We start from the raw sequence: 14379 nt of genomic DNA on the forward strand, positions 1-14379 counted from the left end.
GGGGTCGGTGTGTGCGTTTCGTATGTCGGGTGTGGGGGACATGGCATATATACTAGTAAGTGATTACTTACCAATGGTGGCGGCGCGTCACCGATGACGGGAAAGGGGAGGGGTCATGGACCTCGGGGAATACTTTGCGCTGGAGAAGCGCCAGAAGATCGAACAATACCGCAGGCTGAACCGTTTCGCCCGCAAGGGCGCGATCGTGTTCGCCGGCTCTTCGCTTGCCGAACAGTTCCCGCTGAACGAGCTCATGCTCGACCGCGGCATCCGCGAGGTGATGTACAACCGCGGCGTCGGCGGGTTCACCACGCAGGAGTTCGCGGCGAATCTGGACGTGCTCGTGACCGATCTCGAACCGCGCAAGCTGTTCATCAACATCGGCACGAACGACCTCAATGCGCCCGATTTCGACATCGACGCGTTCGGGGCCCGCTATGACGGCATCATCGCCGCCATCCAGGACGCCCTGCCGCTCACCGCGATCTACATGATGGCCTACTATCCCGTCAACGAGACGATGCTGGCCGCGAACGGGGAGGCCGGCTCGGGCTTCGTACACAGGACGAACAGGCGCGTCGACGAGGCCAATGCCGCCGTGCGCGCGATCGCCGAACGCCGCGGCGCCGGCTACGTCGACGTCACCGCAGCGCTGCGCGACGCCGACGGCTCCCTCAAGGCCGCATACTCCAAGGAGGGGCTGCACTTCTACGCCGACGGCTACGAGGCGATCTTCGACGATCTCATGCGCTACGCGCTCGACTGACTAACGCCCGGCCGGTGTGTCGGGCCGACACTCCGGGGCCGCTTGGGGCGTCAGCGGTAGCCCTCCCAGTGGGGCAGGGGGAAGAGGACGTCCTCGTATTCGGCCCAGCTGGCGGCGAGGTCGATGTCCGGCTCGCCCAGCCAGCGCAGCTCCAGCCCCTCGAGCGCCGATCCGATGCACATCGAAAGCATGCCGACCTTGTGGGGGGTGTCATATTCGGGCGGCAGCTTCCACGGGTATCCGGAGATCTTCTCGCGAAGCCTGCCTCCGCGCGTCGCGTAGTGCCCGTGCGCCGGATGGTCGGGGTCGATGGCCTCGGCGCGCAGCACCAGATACAACTGCACCATCCGTGCGCGGTCGATGTTGTCCCGCACGATGGCCCGGTAGTACGCCGGCATGAGCATCGGGTCGCGTTCGCGCTCCTCGTCGGTCATGGCGAGGTGGCTCTTGATGTATGCATTGGCCTCGTTGTCGGCGTCGTAATGCTGCAACGCCAGCGTGAGCAGTCCGTTCTTGTTCTTCACGTATTTGAGCAGTCCGGCCTGCGTGATGCCCACGCGGTCGGCCACTTCCTGGATGGTCATGCCGTAGTAGCCGCGTTCGGCCACCACCTGGGTGGCTGCGTCGATGATCTCCTTCAGTCGCGCTTCGCCGCGTGCGCCCATGTCTTCCTGTCCTCCTTCATGTGGCGGCGACGTTCGGATGCCGGTGTTCCGTGTCGGAACGCCCGTGGTGCCCGCACCGTGCGCCTTCGTCGATTGTATGGCCGGCATGGTTCCGCGCCGGCGTGTCGTGGATTTGACACGTAGGTAAGTAAGTACTAGCTTATCTTACATCACCAAAAAGTAAGTACTTACTTACTAACTAACTGATGCGGCGGGCGCCACGAAGGAGCTCGCCGACGGCAAACAACCACATCACACGAACATGGAGGTTCGGATGTCAGCCAACAAGTCTTCGGCCCGCTCCTGGTGGGTCTTCATCGGATGCTGCGTGCTGTCCCTGGTCGGATTCGGCCTGATCGTCAACACGCCGGGCCTGTACTTCACCACCCTCGGCGAGGTGCTGCACGTCTCGCGCACCCAAATCGCCCTCGCCTCGTCCATCATGGCCTTCGCGGCCCTGCCCGCCATGCTGTTCGCCGGCAAACTGATGAAGATCGTCGATGCGCGCATCCTCATCAGCGTGTGCGTTGCCGGAGTGGCCGCCCTGTTCTTCGTTCAGTCGTTCTTCAACGCGGTCTGGCAGTTCTATGTCTCCTTCGCGCTGATGGGCATTCTCTACGTCATCCCGATCACGCTCGCCCCCAGCGTGCTGCTCGCCAATTGGTTCGATGCCAAGCTCGGCACCGTGATGGGCATCGCGCTCGGTCTGTCCGGCATCGGCGGCACCATCTTCAACCCGGTCGTCTCCGCGTTCATCACCAACCTCGGCTGGCAGACCTCCTACCGTCTCACCGCGCTCATCCTGCTCGTGTGCATCCTGCCGTTCTCCCTGTTCGTCTTCAAGTTCCGCCCCGACGAGACCAAGGGTGAATACGCCTACGGCCATGTCGAAGGCAAGGCCGACGAGGCCGGCAAGGGCGACGTCGAACTGCCGGGCCTGACCGCCAAGCAGGCGTTCCGCACCCCGAGCTTCCTTCTGTTCGCCGCCGTCGGCGTGCTGCTGCAGATCGTGGCCGCCGTGGTCCAGCACATCTCCTCCCACGAGATCGCCCAGGGTCTGACCCTCGAACAGGGCGCGCTCGTCGTCTCCGGCATCATGCTCGGCGCCGCCGCCGGCAAGGCCAGCATCGGCATCCTGCTCGACTACCTCAAGCCCGAACTTACCGTCGTCATCTACTCCCTCATCGGCCTGTCCGGCTGGGGCCTCATGGCCGTCGCCACCTCGCCCACCCCGGCCATCGCCGCCGGCTTCATGGCCGGCATCGGTCAGGGCGTCGTCCTGGTCGCCCTGCCCTGGTTCATCCGCCAGTCCTTCGGCCAGCGCGACTACAGCGAGATTCTGTCCATCAGCGGCATGCTCGGCGGCATCGCCTCCGCCATCGCCGTCACCGCCCACGGCGCCGTGTTCGACGCCACCGGCTCCTACGTGCCGTCCCTGTTCGGCAACGTGGCCCTGTACGTCGTCGCCGCCATCTGCATGGTCATCGGCTTCCGCATGCGCCCGTTCAAGCAGGACGCCAAGAAGGCCTGACGCCACCCGGGCGGTCCGGACGATTCCGGGCCGCCCGCATCCTCCAACGACATTCCCGCCCTTATATTTTTTTTCCCCCCATCCGTTCCCTGATTCCCACCGCCGCGCGGCCCGTACCGCATATCCCGCGCGGCGCACATGCAAAGGAGCATCATCATGAGCGACGTCGACGACTTCCTGACCCGCTATCTCAACAACATCACCAACCAGTACGAATCCTCCCGCTTCGCCCCCGAATGCGAGCCCGGCGAGCGCGAGACCGTCAAGGTCGCGTGCCGCGACGGCGTGGAACTGACCGTCGACATCTACAAGCCGGCCACGCCCGGCCCCTGGCCCACCATCGTGGTGCGCTGCCCCTACCCGCAGCAGGTCGAGCTGTGGAAGCTGCACGGCGAACAGCTCAACCGCCGCGGCTACGCGCTGGTGTGCGAATGGTGCCGCGGCACCCACACCTCCGGCGGCACGTGGGAACCGAACGTCAACGAGCGCAACGACGGCGCCGACCTGCTCGCCTGGTGCGAGGATCAGGGCTGGATCGACGTGATCGGCCTGTGGGGCACCTCCTACCTGTCCCTGACCTGCTGGACCGTGGCCGACATCACCACCCCGAAGGTCGCCTCCATCTGCGCCAACCACTACGGCACCGACCGCTTCTCCTCCGCCTACCAGAAGGGCTCGTTCCGCTGCGACGTGCTCACCGCCTGGGCCATGCAGAACGCCGGCCACCCGGTGTCCGCCGACTACCTCGAATCCGCCCGCCACCTGCCGCAGATGACCGTCGACGAGGACATGTGGGGCGGCCGCCTCGACTGGTACCGAGACTGGATCAGCCACCCCAAGGGCGACGACCCCTACTGGGACGAAGGCTTCTGGGGTCTGCTCAAGCAGATTCCGAGCCGTGTGAAGGTGCCGATGTTCATCCACGAGGGCTGGTTCGACCACCACCTCGGCAGCGCCCTGACCGGCTACGCCGCGCTCGACGAGAAGATCAAGGAGCACTCCTGGCTGCGCATCGGCTGCTGGAACCACTACTTCCTCAACCCGCTCGAGGGGCTGGAACCCGAGAACCTCGACGCCACCGAAGTGCCCGCCGCGCTCGAATGGTTCGACCTGACCCTCAAGCGCAAGCAGACCCCGGAACGTAAGGTGGAGTACTACGAGGTCGGCGACGACTCCTGGCACACCGCCTCCTCCTGGCCGCTGCCCGCCGAGGACACCAAGCGGGTCGGCCTCTACCTGGCCGAAGGCGGCGCGCTGGCCGACGAGGCGCCGAAGACGGCATCGAGCGTCGCATACGACTACGACCCCGCGGACCCGGTCATGACCCGCGGCGGCGAGGCGCTGCTGACCACCATGAACGAGATCGGCGCGCGCATCCAGCCCGAACCGAACTGGCGCGACGACATCGTCACCTTCGAATCTCTGCCGCTCGAACACGACCTGCACATCCAGGGCAAGATCAGCGTGGACCTGTACGTCTCCTCCAGCGCGCCGGACACCGCGTTCACCGCCAAGCTCATGTGCGTGGACCCGGACGGCACCGCCCGCAACTACCGCACCTCCATCACCACCATCGGCCTGGACACCCCGGACGCCGCGCCGTACACGCCCGGCGAGACCCGCCGCGTGACCATCGACATGTGGGACATCTGCTGGAAGGTGCCCGCCGGATCGCGCATCCGCTGCGACATCTCCTCCTCCGACTTCCCGCAGTACGCCGTGCACACCAACCACGCCGGCCTGTGGAGCGAACAGACCGGGACGCAGGTGGCGCACCAGACCATTCACATGGGCGCCGACGCCCCGTCCGCCATCATGTTGCCGGTGCGCGGCTGAATCGGACGCAACGAAACGCTCATCGAGTCACACGAAAGGACACCGATACCGATGATCAGTCAGGAAGCGCGCGACCTGTTCGCTGCGAACGTGGCGGCCATGACCGCCGGAGACGCGCCGCATCTGGCCGCGCAGGTGCTGCCGGAAGGCGTGGAACGCCGCAAGGACGTCGCCTACCTCGACGATGGCGCCGAATCCCATCTGCTGGACGTCTACACGCCGGCCGACGCCGCCACGGACGCCAAACTGCCCGTGATCGTGGACTTCCACGGCGGCGGCCTGTACTACGGGTCCAAGGAGAACAACGAATGCCGCGACATGCTGCTCGCGAAGCAGGGATTCGCCGTGGTCAACGCCAACTACTCCCTGGTGCCGTCGGTGAGTTTCCCCACGCAGCTCAAGGACGCGATGGCCGTGCTCGACTGGATTCGCGACCACGGCGCCGAATACGGGCTGGACGCCGAACGCGTGTGCGTGACCGGCGACTCCGCCGGCGGCGCGCTCGCCCTCTACCTCACGGCCGCCAACGGTTCGCCGCAACTCGCCGGCGCGCTGGGGGTCAGGCCCTCTGGCGTGGACGTGAAGGCCCTCGTGGTGACCTCCGGCATGTTCCGCCTGTCCGGCGGCGTGCACGCCACCGCGCTGAGCTACTACATGGAAGGCTACCTGCAGACGCCCGCCGACCATATCAAGGTCGACCGGTACCTGGATCTCGACAGGCTTGTGGTGGACGGCGCCGTGCCGCCGATCTACATGATCACCAGCGTGGAGGATTTCATCGCGGACAACACCTACGAGCTGGCCCGCATCCTGCACGCCCGCCACAAGGACCACGCCATGAGCGTGTGGCCCAAGGGAACGGATCGTGTGCTCGGCCATGTGTTCAACATCGTCCAGGCGGGCGACCCGGACGCCGCCGAGGCGCACCAGGTCGTAAGGGACATCGCCGGCTTCTGCGGACGGTACGTCTGAGAGGGCATGGCGGGACTCCGGTCATGGTGACGGGCGTTGGTCGTGGTGACCGGGGCGCTGGTCGTGGTGACCGGGTGTCGACGACCGTGTGACGCATCCTCTCCCTCGGGCGCCGTATGGGGCCTTCACGTACGAAAACCCCGGCTCACCATCGTGTGGCCGGGGTTTTCGTACGTCTGGCTCATTGTCCGGGTACGTTCTTCCCGGTCAGACGGCGTGAGGCCGGGGAGAACGTACCCGGGGATTGTGCCGTCCGTACGGTTTCTCCGGTTCAGTGCCGCTTGGCCGGAGAAACCGTATGCAGGCCTTATTGCCCGCATACGGTTCTTCCGGTTCCTCCGGTCTCCGGCTTGGCGGGAGGGGCGGTTCAGCGGTAGCCGTCCCACTGGGGGGAGGGGAACAGCACATCCTCGCAGTCGGCCCACATGGCGTTGAGGTCGCGACCGGGGGAGCGCAGCCAGCGCAGCTGTACGCCGTCCATCATGGACAGGCCGGCCTGAAGCACGTGCTCCACGTTCACGCCGTCTGGCACGGACCAGTTGATGTTGAGCGCGTTCGTCACGCCGCGGCGCTCGCGGTCCGCGAAATAAGCGTGCGCCGGATGCTTCGGATCGAGGGCTTCGGCGCTGAGTGTGGAGAACATATGCACCTGATCGGGGCGGGTGCTGTTGAGCGCGACGAGACGCCGCCACATCTCGGCGATGAGCGGTCGTTCCATGGTGATCATGTCGGCCACGATCCGTTCGCCTTCGCGGTCGTACTCGTCGGTGAGGGCAAGGCGCAACAGTCCTTCCTTGCTGCCCACGTAGTGCAGCACGCCCGCCTTGGTCAGGCCTACGGCGGTGGCGATGCGTTGGATCGATGTGCCGTAGTAGCCGAACCGGCCGAAGGACAGGGTGGTCGCCTCGAGGATGGAATGACGGCGGTCGGTGTCGTCAGGGGGTTCGGTGGCGCCGTCGATGGCGCTGGTGGTGTGATTGGTCATATGCTCCTCCTTCGCGTTCCCGCCGTCTGTGTCTCTCCTTCGTGCTCCCGCTGGCGGGAGCTGGCGGCGAAGCCGTCTGAGGGTGGTCGTTGCAGATAGCCTGACCTGCGTTCTGACATCAACCATACGGTCGGTAGGTTGGTTTTCCAAATGATTTCGGCGTGTTGTGATTGATGTTTTGATAATCTACCTACCAACCGGTTGGTTGAAAGTGGTTCGCCTGGGATTCGTGGAAGAAAACCAGGTGGGCCACACCGGAACAAGCCAGCCGCACGGCTCAACGGAACACGCAAGGAACTCAAGGAAAGAGGCAACGCCATGAGCGAGAACACCTACCCGTCCGTCAAGGATCTGACGCTGGAGGAGAAGGCCTCCCTTACCTCCGGTGGCGACGCTTGGCACCTGCAAGGCGTCGAGGCCAAGGGCATCCCCGGCTACATGATCACCGACGGCCCCCACGGCCTGCGCAAGTCCCTCGCCGCCAGCACCGGCGAAACCGATCTCGACAACTCCGTGCCCGCCACCTGCTTCCCGCCTGCCGCCGGCCTGTCCAGCTCGTGGAACCCGGGTCTCATCCGCCAAGTCGGCGAGGCCATGGGCGAGGAGTGCATCCAGGAGAAGGTCGCCGTCATCCTCGGCCCCGGCGTGAACATCAAGCGCAACCCGCTCGGCGGCCGCTGCTTCGAATACTGGAGCGAGGACCCGTACCTCGCCGGCCATGAGGCCGTCGGCATCGTCGAAGGCGTGCAGTCCAAGGGCGTGGGCACCTCGCTCAAGCACTTCGCCGCCAACAACCAGGAGACCGATCGTCTGCGCGTCGACGCCCGCATCTCCCAGCGCGCCCTGCGTGAGATCTACCTGCCGGCCTTCGAGCACATCGTCAAGACCGCCCAGCCGTGGACCATCATGTGCTCCTACAACCGCATCAACGGCGTCCACTCCGCCCAGAACCACTGGCTGCTCACCGACGTGCTGCGTGGCGAATGGGGCTTCGAAGGCATCGTCATGTCCGACTGGGGCGCCGACCACGACCGCGTCGCCTCCCTCAACGCGGGCCTCAACCTCGAGATGCCGCCGAGCTACACCGACGACCAGATCGTCTACGCCGCCCGCGACGGCCGCATCGACCCCGCCCAGCTCGACCGCATGGCCCAGGGCATGATCGACCTGACCGACAAGGCCCGCGCCGCCATGAGCATCGATGGCTACCGCTTCGATGTCGACGCCCACGACGAGGTCGCCCATCAGGCCGCCGTCGAATCGATGGTCCTGCTCAAGAACGAGGACTCGATCCTGCCGCTGGACAAGCATGCGAAGATCGCCGTCATCGGCGAATTCGCCCGCACACCGCGCTACCAGGGCGGCGGATCCTCCCACATCACCCCCACCAAGATGACCTCGTTCCTCGATACGCTCGCCGAACGCGGCATCAAGGCCGACTTCGCCCCCGGGTTCACCCTCGACCTCGACCCCGCCGATTCCGCGCTCGAGCTTGAAGCCGTCGAAGCCGCCAGGGACGCCGACGTGGCGCTCCTGTTCCTCGGGCTTCCCGAGGCCGCCGAGTCCGAAGGCTTCGATCGCGAAACCCTCGACATGCCCGCCAAGCAGCTCGAACTGCTCGCCAAGGTCGCCGCCGTCAACCCGAACGTCGCCGTCGTGCTGTCCAACGGCTCCGTCGTCTCCGTCGCCCCGTGGGCCGGCCACGCCAAGGGCATCCTCGAATCCTGGCTGCTCGGCCAGGCCGGCGGCCCCGCGCTCGCCGACGTGATCTTCGGCGAGGTCAGCCCGTCCGGCAAGCTCGCCCAGTCCATTCCGCTGGACATCAAGGACGACCCGAGCATGATCAACTGGCCCGGCGAGGAGGGTCACGTCGACTACGGCGAGGGTGTGTTCGTCGGCTACCGCTACTACGACACCTACGGCAAGGCCGTCGACTACCCGTTCGGCTACGGCCTGAGCTATGCCACGTTCGAGATCGCGGACGTGCATGCGGAGAAGACCGGTGCGAACGCCGCATCCGTCACCGCCACCGTCGCCAACACCTCCGACGTGGAGGGCGCCGAGACCGTGCAGGTGTACGTCGCCCCCGGCAAGTCCGACGTGGCCCGTCCGGTCCACGAGCTTAAGGGCTTCGTCAAGGTGTTCCTCAAGCCGGGCGAGTCGAAGACCGTCACCATCGATCTCGATGAGCGCGCCTTCTCCTACTGGTCCGAGAAGTACGCCGACTGGCACGTCGAGGCCGGCGAATACGGCATCGAGGTCGGTGCATCCAGCCGCGACATCGCCGCCACCGCCACCGTCGAACTCGAAGGCGACGGCAAGTCCCTGCCGCTCGACGAGTGGTCCACCTACGGCGAGTGGGAGGCTGATTCGGTCGGCGCCCAGGTCGTCGAGGCCGTGGTCGCTGCCGGAGAGTCGGGCGATCTGCCCAAGCTGCCGGATAACGCCATGATGCGTATGTTCCTCAAGACCATGCCCATCAACTCGATGCCGATGCTCATGAGCGACGGCGGCAAGGCCATCACCGCCTTCATGCTCGACGAGTACGCCAAGCGCACGAAGTAGTCGCTCGTAAGACGCCGTCGGAGGTTCTCCACAACGTATCCGACGGAATCGGCTTCGCGATGCCCACAGACCTTTCATGAGGCCTGTGGGCATCGCCTGATTGATATCGCGTCGTCGCGCGGCGCAGCGTTTGACACGCCAATTGTTGCATGTGCAACTGTTGTATGCGGGACGTATTATCATCGCCCGTGGAAGGTTGCATATGCAACAAACAATCGAATGCATCGGGGTGAATCGGTATGGACAGTCACATCCTCAGCTTCGAGCTGAGGGCGCTGGTCAAGGCGATCAACCGCCATCTCGGCGAGACGATGCCGGAGGAGACGCGCATCGCCACGGGAGGCAACGCCCGCATCATCATGTTCCTCGCGCGCAACCGCGACAAGGACATCTACCAGCACACCATCGAACGCAAGTTCTGCATCACGCGGTCGACGGCCTCGCGTGTGCTCGCGCTGATGGAGAAGAAGGGCCTTATCGTCCGCGAATCGGTGGCGCACGATGCGCGACTCAAGAAGATCGTGCTCACCGCCAAGGCCGACTCCATCGTCGCCTGCCTCGCGGCGAACGGCGAACGGGTGGAACGCCGCCTGGTGGATGGCTTCACCGATGAGGAGAAGGCCGCGCTCATGGACTATGTGCTGCGTATGCGCGCGAACATCGACACGGCGCAACGCGAGTGCGAGGAGCGGTCGTCCGCCTGTATCTCGATCGGTGGATTGTGCGAAGACCTGACTGACGGTTCCAATGAGCCCGGCGTCCCCGATGACGTCCCGCCCAACGGAACGGACGACACAAACGACGCAAACGAAACGAAGGAGGAGAACAAGTGAGCGACAAGACCACCGCGACCGCGACACGCGACGCGGACGAACTGACCGCCACCGAGGCGGCCATCATGAAGTCACGCCGGGAGAACGAGCCCGAGCGACCGAAGCACATCATCCGCACGCTGGGGCGTTCCATGCGCGAGTACACGAAGGAAAGCTGGCTGGCGCCGCTGTTCGTGTTCATCGAAGCCATCCTGGAGATCGTGATCCCCACCGTCATGGCGTCCCTGATCGACCAGGGCATCACCGGCGGCGACATGAACGCCATCGTCAAGTTCGGCCTCATCCTGCTGCTGTGCTCGCTGGTCTCGCTTGCCTGCGGCTTCCTCGCCGGCAAGTACGCGGCCATCGCCGCCGCCGGCTTCGCGAAGAACCTGCGCCGCGACCAGTTCGAGAAGGTGCAGGCGTTCAGCTTCACCAACATCGACCGGTTCTCCACCGGCTCGATCATCACGCGCCTCACCACCGACGTGACGAACCTGCAGATGGCCTACGGCATGATGGTCCGCATGGGCGTGCGCGCCCCGATCATGGTGGTCGTCGCGTGGATCTTCTCGTTCCGCATCTCGCCGTCCATCTCGCTCGTGTTCCTCGCCTGCGTGCCGATTCTCGCAATCGGTCTGTGCGGCCTCGCCGTGCTCGTCCACCCGGTGTTCGAGCGCGTGTTCCACACGTACGACGCGCTCAACAACGTCGTCGACGAGAACCTGCAGGGCATCCGCGTCGTCAAGTCGTACGACCGCGAATCCTACGAGATCGGCAAGTTCGGCCGCATCTCCCGGCGCATCTTCAAGGACTTCACCAAGGCCGAGCGCATCATGAGCTTCAACAGCCCGATCATGATGTTCTGCATCTACGCTTCGATGATCATGATCTCCTGGATGGGCGCGCAGCAGATCGTCGCCTCCGGCAACAACGCGGCGCTGGGACTCACCACCGGCGACCTCACCGCGCTCGTCACCTACGCGATGCAGATCCTCATGGCCATGATGATGCTCTCCATGATCTTCGTCATGTTCATCATCTCCCAGGCCTCCGCCGAACGCATCTGCCAGGTGCTGCAGGAGGAGAGCACCGTCACCGACCCGGACGACCCGATCACGGACGTCAAGGACGGTTCCATCGAATTCGACCACGTGACCTTCCGCTACTCCGCATCCTCCGAGAAGCCCGTGCTCGACGACATCGACCTGAAGATCGACTCCGGCATGACCGTCGGCATCGTCGGCGGCACCGGCTCCGCCAAGTCGAGCCTCGTCCAGCTCGTGCCCCGCCTCTACGACGTGTCGTCCGGCTCGCTCAAGGTCGGCGGACGCGACGTGCGCGACTACGACCTCGTCACCCTGCGCGACCAGGTCGCCATGGTGCTCCAGAAGAACGTGCTGTTCTCCGGCACCATCGCCGAGAACCTGCGCTGGGGCAACCCCGACGCCACCGACGAGGAGATCCGCCACGCCTGCCGTCTCGCGCAGGCCGACGGGTTCATCCAGGAGTTCCCCGACAAGTACGACACGTACATCGAACAGGGCGGCACCAACGTCTCCGGCGGACAGCGCCAGCGCCTGTGCATCGCCCGCGCGCTGCTCAAGAAGCCGAAGATCCTCATCCTCGACGACTCCACCAGCGCCGTCGACACGAAGACCGACAAGCTGATCCGCGAGGCGTTCCACCACGAGATCCCCGACACCACGAAGATCATCATCGCCCAGCGCGTCGCCTCCGTGCAGGAATCCGACATGATCCTCGTCATGGACAACGGCCGCATCATGGCCAAGGGCACGCACGACGAACTGCTCGAGACCTGCGACGAATACCGATCCATCTACGAATCGCAGACCAAGAACACCGCCGAAGGCCAGGCCGAACTCGACCGCGAGGCGGCGAAGCGCGCCGAACGCGTGCAGCAGGCCGAACAGGCCGGCATGACCGAACAGGCCGGCGCTGCCGAACAGGAAGGAGAGACGCGATGAGCGACACGAAGCAGAACGCACAGAACCGCAAGCCCGCCATGGCCAAGCCCGCGCCCGGCACCACCAAGCGCATCTTCGGCTACATCATGCAATACCGGTGGCGCGTCATCGCCATCGTCGCATGCATCCTCGTCGGCGCCGCCGCCCAAGCCGGCTCCGCCCTCTTCCTCCAGTCGCTCGTCGACACGTACATCCTGCCAATGGTCGGCGCGGCCGACCCCGACTGGATGCCGCTGATCCGTGCCATCACCCTCATGGGATGCCTGTACGTCGCCGGCATCGCCGCGAGCTGGCTGTGGCAGTGGCTCATCGTCACCGTCGAGCAGGGCGTGCTCAAGAAGATCCGCGACGACATGTTCGCCCACCAGCAGTGGCTGCCGATCCGCTACTTCGACACCAACGAACACGGCGACATCATGAGCCACTACACGAACGACACCGACACGCTGCGCCAGGCCATCAGCCAGTCGTTCCCGCAGATGTTCGCCTCCGCGATCTCCGCGCTCGCCGCCATCGTCTCCATGCTGTGGCTGAGCGTGCCGATCACCGCGTTCGTCCTGCTGTTCACCGTCGGCCTGTTCTTCGTCGTGCGCGCGATCGTCGGCCGCGCCGGCCGCTACTTCGTCAAGCAGCAGTACTGGATCGGCGACGTCAACGCGTTCGTCGAGGAGGCCGTCAACGGGCAGAAGGTCATCAAGGTCTTCAACCACGAGCCCGCCACCCAGAAGACCTTCGACGAGAAGAACGAGGAGCTGTTCGCGGCGTCCGCCGAAGCGAACACGTGGGGCAACGTCACCATGCCGGTCGTCGGCAACATGGGCTATATGCTCTACATCCTGCTCGCCATCGTCGGCGGCGCCATGGCGCTCGCCGGGGTCGGCAACTTCGGCCTCGCCGGCGCGGGGCCGCTCACCCTCGGCACGCTCATCTCCCTGCTCACCCTGTCCCGCTCGTTCATCAACCCGCTCGGCCAGGTCTCCATGCAGCTCAACATGGTGATGATGGCGCTCGCCGGCGCCTCCCGCATCTTCCAGCTGATGGACGAGCCGGTCGAGGCCGACTCCGGCACCGTCACGCTCGTCAACGTCGAACTCGGCGAGGACGGCCGCACGATGCGCGAGGTCGACCACGAGACCGGCCGCTGGGCATGGAAGCGCGAGGAGGGCGACGACGGCACCCGTTCGCTCAAGGCCGCCGAGAAGCTGCACGGCGCCGCCCGCGAGGTGGCGCTCAAGGCCAAGGAGCAGGCCGTCACCTCGCCTGACGGGCGCTACACGCTGCTCAGGGGTGACGTGCGCTTCACCAATGTGACCTTCGGCTACGATCCGGCCAAGCCCGTCCTGCACGACATCACCTGGTTTGCCAAGCCGGGCCAGAAGATGGCGCTTGTCGGTGCGACCGGCGCCGGTAAGACCACGGTGACGAACCTCATCAACCGCTTCTACGACATTCAGGAAGGCCAGATCCTCTACGACGGCATCGACGTGAAGAACATCAGGAAGCCCGATCTGCGCCGTTCCCTCGGCATCGTGCTGCAGGATGTCAACCTGTTCACCGGCACCGTGATGGACAACATCCGCTACGGCCGCTTGGACGCCACCGACGAGGAGTGCATCGAGGCCGCGAAGCTCGTGAACGCGGACGGCTTCATCCGCATGCTGCCTCAGGGCTATCAGACCGTGCTCTCGGGTGACGGCTCCGGCCTGAGTCAGGGCCAGCGCCAGCTCATCTCCATCGCGCGCGCCGCCGTGGCCGACTCCCCGGCGCTGATCCTCGACGAGGCCACCTCGTCGATCGACACGCGCACCGAGGAGGTCGTGCAGGCCGGCATGGACGCGTTGATGAAGGGCCGCACCGTCTTCGTGATCGCCCACCGTCTGTCCACCGTGCGCAACTCCGATGTGATCATGGTGCTCGACCACGGCAACATCATCGAGCGCGGCTCTCACGACGAGCTCATCGCCCAGAAGGGCGAGTACTACCAGCTCTACACCGGAGCCGTGGAACTCGAGTAGGATTCCGTCCGACTCGACCGCGGTTCGCAGGAGTCGCTCACCAATCAGTGGGGGTGTTCCGGGGTTTCCGGAACACCCCCACTTCGTAGCGCCGAAGCCGGAGGCTACGCTGGTGCTTGACGTGAGCCTTCGGTGGCGTGCTTATAGACCTGTGGTGTCCTGTCTTCTGTGGTGTCCCCGTTGCCCGGGACTGAGCCGCGGGCGGACGACCCGCATATTGCGTTCCACCTTCTGTCGCGTCCCG

9 protein-coding genes and 1 pseudogene are annotated in these 14379 nt (G+C 65.2%); 8 read left to right on the forward strand and 2 right to left on the reverse strand.

Features of this window, described 5'->3' with window-relative positions; translation table 11 throughout:
- Positions 1 to 115 precede the first annotated feature (115 nt).
- On the forward strand, positions 116 to 766 hold the full coding sequence (locus AC1AYR_RS00135) for a GDSL-type esterase/lipase family protein (protein WP_476511156.1): 651 nt from the start codon (positions 116 to 118) through the stop codon (positions 764 to 766).
- 50 nt (positions 767 to 816) lie between these two features.
- Here AC1AYR_RS00135 and AC1AYR_RS00140 read toward each other — a convergent pair whose 3' ends face one another.
- Positions 817 to 1431, reverse strand: a complete 615-nt coding sequence (locus AC1AYR_RS00140) for a TetR/AcrR family transcriptional regulator (protein WP_476511155.1) — start codon at positions 1429 to 1431, stop codon at positions 817 to 819.
- 274 nt (positions 1432 to 1705) lie between these two features.
- Between AC1AYR_RS00140 and AC1AYR_RS00145 the strand changes: the two genes are divergently transcribed.
- From AC1AYR_RS00145 to AC1AYR_RS00155, 3 genes are all read left to right on the forward strand, one after another.
- On the forward strand, positions 1706 to 2962 hold the full coding sequence (locus tag AC1AYR_RS00145) for an MFS transporter (protein ID WP_476511154.1): 1257 nt from the start codon (positions 1706 to 1708) through the stop codon (positions 2960 to 2962).
- A 156-nt stretch (positions 2963 to 3118) separates the two neighbouring features.
- On the forward strand, positions 3119 to 4798 hold the full coding sequence (locus AC1AYR_RS00150) for a CocE/NonD family hydrolase (RefSeq protein WP_476511153.1): 1680 nt from the start codon (positions 3119 to 3121) through the stop codon (positions 4796 to 4798).
- Positions 4799 to 4849: 51 nt separating this feature from the next.
- Entirely contained in the window at positions 4850 to 5770 is a 921-nt protein-coding gene (locus tag AC1AYR_RS00155) for an alpha/beta hydrolase (RefSeq protein ID WP_476511152.1), read from the forward strand.
- A gap of 367 nt (positions 5771 to 6137) precedes the next feature.
- Here AC1AYR_RS00155 and AC1AYR_RS00160 read toward each other — a convergent pair whose 3' ends face one another.
- Complete coding sequence (locus tag AC1AYR_RS00160; RefSeq protein WP_476511151.1) at positions 6138 to 6755, reverse strand: TetR/AcrR family transcriptional regulator; 618 nt, start codon at positions 6753 to 6755, stop codon at positions 6138 to 6140.
- 318 nt (positions 6756 to 7073) lie between these two features.
- Between AC1AYR_RS00160 and AC1AYR_RS00165 the strand changes: the two genes are divergently transcribed.
- From AC1AYR_RS00165 to AC1AYR_RS00180, 4 genes and pseudogenes are all read left to right on the forward strand, one after another.
- Entirely contained in the window at positions 7074 to 9320 is a 2247-nt protein-coding gene (locus tag AC1AYR_RS00165; RefSeq protein ID WP_476511150.1) for an exo-alpha-(1->6)-L-arabinopyranosidase, read from the forward strand.
- A gap of 239 nt (positions 9321 to 9559) precedes the next feature.
- Positions 9560 to 10015, forward strand: a pseudogene (locus AC1AYR_RS00170) (MarR family winged helix-turn-helix transcriptional regulator); the annotation flags it as partial.
- Positions 10016 to 10218: 203 nt separating this feature from the next.
- Positions 10219 to 12120 (forward strand): ABC transporter ATP-binding protein, encoded by a 1902-nt coding sequence (locus AC1AYR_RS00175; RefSeq protein WP_476511198.1) that lies wholly within the window; start codon positions 10219 to 10221, stop codon positions 12118 to 12120.
- On the forward strand, positions 12117 to 14135 hold the full coding sequence (locus AC1AYR_RS00180) for an ABC transporter ATP-binding protein (protein ID WP_476511149.1): 2019 nt from the start codon (positions 12117 to 12119) through the stop codon (positions 14133 to 14135). The genes AC1AYR_RS00175 and AC1AYR_RS00180 overlap by 4 nt, the downstream gene beginning before the upstream one ends.
- Positions 14136 to 14379 lie beyond the last annotated feature (244 nt).

The organism is Bifidobacterium sp. LH_417, assembly GCF_056357035.1.

Bases quoted from the DNA above. Each gene is read 5' to 3' on its own strand.
- AC1AYR_RS00135 (WP_476511156.1), top strand. From the start codon at position 116: ATGGACCTCGGGGAATACTTTGCGCTGGAGAAGCGCCAGAAGATCGAA.
- AC1AYR_RS00140 (WP_476511155.1), bottom strand. From the start codon at position 1,431: ATGGGCGCACGCGGCGAAGCGCGACTGAAGGAGATCATCGACGCAGCC.
- AC1AYR_RS00145 (WP_476511154.1), top strand. From the start codon at position 1,706: ATGTCAGCCAACAAGTCTTCGGCCCGCTCCTGGTGGGTCTTCATCGGA.
- AC1AYR_RS00150 (WP_476511153.1), top strand. From the start codon at position 3,119: ATGAGCGACGTCGACGACTTCCTGACCCGCTATCTCAACAACATCACC.
- AC1AYR_RS00155 (WP_476511152.1), top strand. From the start codon at position 4,850: ATGATCAGTCAGGAAGCGCGCGACCTGTTCGCTGCGAACGTGGCGGCC.
- AC1AYR_RS00160 (WP_476511151.1), bottom strand. From the start codon at position 6,755: ATGACCAATCACACCACCAGCGCCATCGACGGCGCCACCGAACCCCCT.
- AC1AYR_RS00165 (WP_476511150.1), top strand. From the start codon at position 7,074: ATGAGCGAGAACACCTACCCGTCCGTCAAGGATCTGACGCTGGAGGAG.
- AC1AYR_RS00175 (WP_476511198.1), top strand. From the start codon at position 10,219: ATGAAGTCACGCCGGGAGAACGAGCCCGAGCGACCGAAGCACATCATC.
- AC1AYR_RS00180 (WP_476511149.1), top strand. From the start codon at position 12,117: ATGAGCGACACGAAGCAGAACGCACAGAACCGCAAGCCCGCCATGGCC.